7 protein-coding genes and 1 pseudogene are annotated in these 6,098 nt (G+C 30.0%); 3 read left to right on the plus strand and 5 right to left on the minus strand.

The window, feature by feature from the left end:
• Positions 1 to 399: pseudogene (locus ACI32A_RS08025) on the plus strand (hypothetical protein); the annotation flags it as partial.
• A gap of 323 nt (positions 400 to 722) precedes the next feature.
• On the opposite strand, the gene ACI32A_RS08030 reads toward ACI32A_RS08025, so the two are convergent.
• Genes ACI32A_RS08030 through ACI32A_RS08045 form a run of 4 tightly spaced genes read right to left on the minus strand, consistent with a single transcriptional unit; the run spans position 723 to position 4,954 of the window.
• Complete coding sequence (locus ACI32A_RS08030) at positions 723 to 2,432, minus strand: M24 family metallopeptidase (RefSeq protein WP_439754529.1); 1,710 nt, start codon at positions 2,430 to 2,432, stop codon at positions 723 to 725.
• On the minus strand, positions 2,422 to 3,108 hold the full coding sequence (locus ACI32A_RS08035) for a pseudouridine synthase (protein ID WP_439754530.1): 687 nt from the start codon (positions 3,106 to 3,108) through the stop codon (positions 2,422 to 2,424). The genes ACI32A_RS08030 and ACI32A_RS08035 overlap by 11 nt, the downstream gene beginning before the upstream one ends.
• Positions 3,105 to 4,436 (minus strand): RsmF rRNA methyltransferase first C-terminal domain-containing protein, encoded by a 1,332-nt coding sequence (locus ACI32A_RS08040; RefSeq protein WP_439754531.1) that lies wholly within the window; start codon positions 4,434 to 4,436, stop codon positions 3,105 to 3,107. Before ACI32A_RS08040 ends, ACI32A_RS08035 begins: the two co-directional genes overlap by 4 nt.
• A gap of 41 nt (positions 4,437 to 4,477) precedes the next feature.
• A complete protein-coding gene (locus ACI32A_RS08045; RefSeq protein ID WP_439754532.1) occupies positions 4,478 to 4,954 on the minus strand; it encodes a COG2426 family protein in 477 nt (158 codons plus the stop codon).
• A 72-nt stretch (positions 4,955 to 5,026) separates the two neighbouring features.
• On the opposite strand from ACI32A_RS08045, the gene ACI32A_RS08050 reads away from it, so the two are divergent.
• Both ACI32A_RS08050 and ACI32A_RS08055 read left to right on the plus strand, forming a co-directional pair.
• A complete protein-coding gene (locus ACI32A_RS08050; protein WP_439754533.1) occupies positions 5,027 to 5,419 on the plus strand; it encodes a ribonuclease domain-containing protein in 393 nt (130 codons plus the stop codon).
• A gap of 8 nt (positions 5,420 to 5,427) precedes the next feature.
• A complete protein-coding gene (locus ACI32A_RS08055; protein ID WP_439754534.1) occupies positions 5,428 to 5,679 on the plus strand; it encodes a hypothetical protein in 252 nt (83 codons plus the stop codon).
• Here ACI32A_RS08055 and ACI32A_RS08060 read toward each other — a convergent pair.
• Positions 5,638 to 6,009 (minus strand): phosphatase PAP2 family protein, encoded by a 372-nt coding sequence (locus ACI32A_RS08060; protein ID WP_439754535.1) that lies wholly within the window; start codon positions 6,007 to 6,009, stop codon positions 5,638 to 5,640. The two genes, ACI32A_RS08055 and ACI32A_RS08060, sit on opposite strands and share 42 nt — an antisense overlap.
• Positions 6,010 to 6,098 lie beyond the last annotated feature (89 nt).

Consider the following 6,098-nt stretch of genomic DNA (forward strand, 5'->3'; position numbering starts at 1 on the left):
AATATGGACTATAAAGAATTTAAAGATATCTATATTATTTTCATTACCGAACAGGTTAATGATCGAATTCATCTGATGTATGTCAATGGACAATATAGAGGAAATGATGAGTTAGGTCTATTGATGCATGACTTTGGATGCAGTGATTATCGTGAAATGAAAATTACAGAGCTTAAAGAAGCTGTCAAACAATTAAAAACCGGAAATTTGGAGGTGAAAAACATGTGTGAGATTATGGAAGAAATAAGAGAAAGTGGAAGACTAGAAGGAAAGGCTGAAGGAAAACTTGAAGAAAAAATTTCATTGGCTAAGAATTTAAAAAAGATGGGGTCTAAAGATGAATTTATCGCGAAAGCTTTAAATTGTAATGTGGACTATGTTAAAAAATTGTTAGCCTGAATAAATTGATTTTTCTTTTAAAAGGATTTTTACCAATCATATAAGACTGGTTTTTTATGAACAAATTATTCATTTTTTATATTTCTTTTGTTTAAAAATGAATAGAGTTTAAAAATTTTGAAACCAATCAGGTTATTTTTTGTGTAAATTGAGAAAAAATAAATTTCATAATTTACATTTCCTCTATAATAAAACTGCGACAAGGTCGCACGAATATGAATGTCGACCCACTTATTCTTGAATTCGTTTTCATTTTTTAGGGTATTTGATTATGTTGAAGGGCTGGGATTGTGACATAGAAGTATTCATGAAAAAACTCGCTTTCAGGCGAGTTTTTTTGTCTGTTCCTTTAACCAGTTTTTTTCTTTTTTATTGAGATAAGGACTTAATAATGTATATGTTTTTTCATGGTATTCATTTAACCATTGAATTTGTGTGGAATCTAAATAAGAAGGATCTATACAATCTAAATCAATGGGAACATAGCTGATTGTTTCAAAATACATAAATTGACCATATTGATTTTTATTACCTTTTTGAACAACCATATCATTTTCAATACGAATTCCATATTCATTTTCTTTATAAATACCTGGCTCATTGGTCAGATACATGCCTAGTTCAAGGATCGTATCTTCTTTTCGATTACTGGTTTTATACCATCGAATTCCATGAGGCCCTTCATGTACATTTAAACAAAAGCCAAGTCCATGACCTGTCCCACATTGATAATCCAGATTCATTTGCCAGATAGGCTCTCTTGCCAGAATATCTAATTGAATACCAGAAGTACCATAAAGAAATTTAGCTTGTGCTAATTGAATATGCGACTTTAAAACACATGTAAAATCTTTTTTAAAAGCTTGACTGACTTTTCCAAGAGAAAAAGTTCGTGTAATGTCTGTAGTACCATTTAAATATTGACCACCAGAATCCACTAGAAAACTGCCTTCTGGTTTTAATATGGAATGCTTTTCTTTTGTGGGTTGATAATGCATCATGGCTCCATTTTCATTATACGCACAAATACTACCATAATTGACTTCAATATAACCAGGTAATTCTTTTCTGAGTTTTTTTAGTTGAATAGAAGCATCATATTCTGTAATAGATTGTGTTTTAACATTTGTTTTAAGCCAATAAATAAATTTAGTTAATGCAACACAATCCATAATCTGACATTGTCTTAAATTTTCAATTTCTATTTTATTTTTACAAGCCTTTAATAATTCAATTGGATTGATTTGAAAAACTGGATTTGAAATTGAATTTAGTAATTCATAATTGACTTGGTTTTCATCCACTGTAATTGGATCTTGAATATATTTTAAATCCTGATAAATATCTAAGTAATTTTTTATTTGAATGTGATGTTTTTTAAAATAAGAAATATCTATAATTTTTCTAGAATCCATATAAAGAATGGTTTTATCTTTATATAATAAAACATACGATAAAAAAACTGGATTACTTATGGCATCGCTTCCACGACAATTTAAAAGCCAGGCAATGTCATCTAAATTAGTAAGAAGATGAATATTGGATTTACATTTAGATAAAACTTCTTTTCTTTTTTCTTCAAAACTTTTGCCTGTATATTGTTCATCTAATTGAAAAACTGGATTTAAAGGATAATCTGGTCGATTGGTCCATATTTTTGAAATCAAATCAATAGATGTGACACAACCAATTTCATCCACAAAAGACTTTGATACCTTTTTTCCATCCAATCCAATATGTTTTCTAGACTTTAAAAAATCCATATAATCGTCTTCCATAATTTGAATAGATGTATTTTGAAGTTCTTTTTTGGCTTGAATCGAATATCGACCATCTGTATAGAAACGACATTGGTTTTCTGTAACAATGACATGGGCATTGGAACCTGTAAAACCTGTTAAAAATTCAACACAACGAAAATAAGGATGTACAAATTCAGAATTATGATCATCTTTAGTGGTGATATAGTAAGTATCTAATTGATACTTTTTCATTAATGCTTGTAACGCCTGTATTCTTTGATTAATATTCATATAATGTCTTTATTTCCTCTTCTGATAAATGTCGATACTCACCTGCATCTAATCCATCTAGAGTGATGGGACCAAATTGTACACGTTTTAAATACGTAACTGTACAACCGATTTTTTCAAACATACGTTTAACTTGATGATATTTTCCTTCACAAATTGTTAAGTAAGCACTTTTTGAATTAATATATTCAAATTTTGCAGGAAGAGAAGTAAAATCTTCAAATTCAATGGGCTTTGAAAAAAAATCTTCTGCATAATCTGGAATATCCGTATCAACTTGCACATAATATTTTTTTTCAACATGATTTTTACTGGATAAAAGACGATGATTTAATTCACCATCATTGGTTAACAATAAAACACCTTCTGTATCTTTATCTAAACGACCGACAATGCCAATGTCTTTTCGAATACAAGGCACTAATTCCAACACAACTGGATAATGCATATCTTGTGTAGCACTTAAAAAACCAGCTGGTTTATTTAATACATAATATTCATAAGTTACATAATCAACTCGCATTCCATCAACATATACAATCGTATTTTCATCAACTTTTGTATCTACTTTTTTAATAATCTGATTATTGATGGAAACATGTCCTTTTTGAATGAGTTTTTTAACTTCACTACGTGTTCCTATCTGCATATCTGCTAAAAATTTATCCAATCTCATTGCCATCTCCAACCTTGGGCATATTTATTTTTAATGGAACCTTTATCAATTTTTCCAAACCCCAAAGGAAATCCATCACAACAAATCAATACCCATCCTTTCATTTTTTTATTATCAACTTGAATGGTTTCACCTTTTAAATATTTTATAACTCGATCATCTTGACAAGAAAAATCTAGAGTCTGTTTAAATTCTTCTTTTTTTAGATACATGGCCAAAGCCTGTGAAGGTTCAAATCGATTCTTTTTACATTCACCACAAAATAAACCAGAACGAAGGATTCGAATACCTTTAGTTGGAAAAATCGGAACAAAATATAATTTATCTTTACGTATTTCAAATTTTCCATTTGTAAAATCAGACGAAATATTATTAAAAAATTCTTGTGCTTCTTTATTTTCTATGAAAGAAGGAATAAATTCCTTTTTTGTTTCTTCTTTTTTCTCTCCTTTTTGAATTAAAGCCACAAAATGACCTTCACCTTTTACTTTATGTGGATAAATTCGAATACATTCTGGATAGTCAATACCACGACTGAATTCGTCATAGATTTGAATATCACAAAGCTTTAATTCAGGACAAATGGATTTCATATAATCAATCATGTCTTCATTTTCTTTTTGAGAGAACGTACACGTTGAATATACCATTTGTCCTCCTTCTTTTAACATAGATAAGGCACTCTTTACAATGTCTTTTTGAAGTTTGACATAATAATCATTGCCTCTTTCCATCCAACTTTGAATTAAAGAAGCATCTTTTCGAAACATACCTTCACCTGAACAAGGCGCATCAATTAAAATCTTATCAAATGTTTCTGGAAAATAAATAGATAATTTTGATATATCTTCACTGGATACAATAACATTTTTAGAACCCCATTTTTCAATATTACGCAACAAAGCCTGCGCTCTGGAAGAAGAAATATCATTTGTGAATAATAAACCCGTTCCCTTTAGTTTATTCAATAATTCTGTGCTTTTTCCACCTGGTGCAGCACAAGCATCTAAGACAATATCTCCTGGTTCAATGGGTAAGACTTGAGCAGGCGTCATAGCACTGGCTTCTTGTAGATAATACAAGCCAGCATAGTAATATGGATGTTTTGAAGGCTGATCTTCTTTTTCATAATAAAATCCATTATAAGTCCATGGAATCGGTGTTAAATGAAAAGGAGAAATTTTTAAGAATTCTTCAACACTGATTTTTGAGGTATTGATTCGTAAACTATATGTTTTAACTTGACTGAAACAATCAAGATAGTCTTGAAAATCATCTTGAAGTAATTCCTTCATATTTTGAATATATAAATCTGGTAATTTTGTCATATAAAAAGTGTAGCACAAAAAAAACCAGTCATGCTGGTTTTTTAAAAAATAATTGAAAAGATTCCATAAGAACTCAAAGCCATGATAATTCCCGCAAACAAGACACCCGCTAAAACCGCAATAACAGTCTTTTTAAAATCTAAATCTAAAATACTGGCTGCTAAAGTTCCGGTCCAGGCACCCGTTCCAGGAAGAGGGATTCCTACAAATAAAAATAAAGCATAATATAAGCCTCTACCCGCTTTGGACTGTAGTTTTTGTCCTCCTTTATGTCCTTTTTGAATAAACCACGAAAATAAAGGACCAATATATTTTTTATCTTGTCCCCATTCTAATACTTTACGCGCAAATAAGAAAATGATGGGAACGGGAATCATATTTCCGATGATACAAATGATATAAGTAGGAAGAATTGGCAATTGAAAAGCCCCAATACCCCATGGAATAGCGCCTCTTAACTCCACAATAGGAACCATAGAAATCAAAAACACAATAATATATTTAGATACAGTTGACATAGATTCTCCTTTTTTTAAACTCTATTAGTTTATCACATGAAAAAAGAAATGTATAATAAATACGGTGATCCTATGAAAAAAATAATTACTCTTATCTTGTCTTTGTTTCTATTAACAAGCTGTTCTTCAACAATTGCTGAAAAAGGAAACTATACCAGTAAAGAAGACGTTTCTTTCTATATTCATACCTATCAACACTTACCCGATAACTACATAACCAAACAAGAAGCTATGGACGCTGGATGGGATGCATCTTTGGGAAATTTATGGGATGTTTGTCCAGGTATGAGTATTGGTGGAGATGTCTATAAAAACTATGAAAAAATCTTACCTGAAGATTATTATCATGAATGTGACATTGACTATGAAGGCGGCTATCGAAATGGAAAACGATTGGTTTATGGTCAAAGTGGTTCAATTTATTATACAGAAGACCACTATGAAACATTTGAACAATTATATTAGGAGGCCATATGAATTTAATTTTAAATCAAAATTCAAAAGAAGAAATACTTCAATACCTTCAAGAACAATTTCAACTCGATTATTCATTGAATTTAGATTCTCTTTATGATGTTTTAAGCACCTGTAAAGAAGAAATCAATATTTATTTAGAAGAAGAAAACCAAATCAATTCATGTATTCTTCTGGTTTTTGCCGATGCTCAAAAAGAAAATCCATATTTATTGATACACAAAATAATAAATAGCCAAAGCCAAGATTAAAGATGCAAAGACATCAAATAAAGAATGTTGTTTTAAAAATAAAGTCGATAAACATATACAAATACATAAGATGGTGGATCCTATATGCACCATTCTTTTATGCTTGAATCCATTGTATTTTTGTATCGCAATGGCAACACCTAAAGAATTATATACATGAATACTTGGGAATACATTAGTTGATGTATCAGAAAGCTGCATATAGTGTGTTAATGTTTCAATCATGTTTTTTGGTTCTTCAATTGTAATGCGAAAATTGGAAAGTCCATTGGGAAAGAAGGTACAAATCAATAAAAATATACTCATTCCAATGGAAATAAATTTGGCCATCTTAATAAAAGATTTTCTATCATTTTTATAAAAATACGCTAAGTTCAACTAAAAAGTTGATAATTGTACGTCAATAATGTCAATTTCAG

Source organism: Floccifex sp., from assembly GCF_051873555.1.
In the GTDB taxonomy this organism is placed as follows: Bacteria; Bacillota_I; Bacilli_A; order Erysipelotrichales; family Erysipelotrichaceae; genus Floccifex.

Bases quoted from the DNA above. Each gene is read 5' to 3' on its own strand.
- ACI32A_RS08030 (WP_439754529.1), bottom strand. From the start codon at position 2,432: ATGAATATTAATCAAAGAATACAGGCGTTACAAGCATTAATGAAAAAG.
- ACI32A_RS08060 (WP_439754535.1), bottom strand. From the start codon at position 6,009: ATGGCCAAATTTATTTCCATTGGAATGAGTATATTTTTATTGATTTGT.
- ACI32A_RS08040 (WP_439754531.1), bottom strand. From the start codon at position 4,436: ATGACAAAATTACCAGATTTATATATTCAAAATATGAAGGAATTACTT.
- ACI32A_RS08055 (WP_439754534.1), top strand. From the start codon at position 5,428: ATGAATTTAATTTTAAATCAAAATTCAAAAGAAGAAATACTTCAATAC.
- ACI32A_RS08035 (WP_439754530.1), bottom strand. From the start codon at position 3,108: ATGAGATTGGATAAATTTTTAGCAGATATGCAGATAGGAACACGTAGT.
- ACI32A_RS08045 (WP_439754532.1), bottom strand. From the start codon at position 4,954: ATGTCAACTGTATCTAAATATATTATTGTGTTTTTGATTTCTATGGTT.
- ACI32A_RS08050 (WP_439754533.1), top strand. From the start codon at position 5,027: ATGAAAAAAATAATTACTCTTATCTTGTCTTTGTTTCTATTAACAAGC.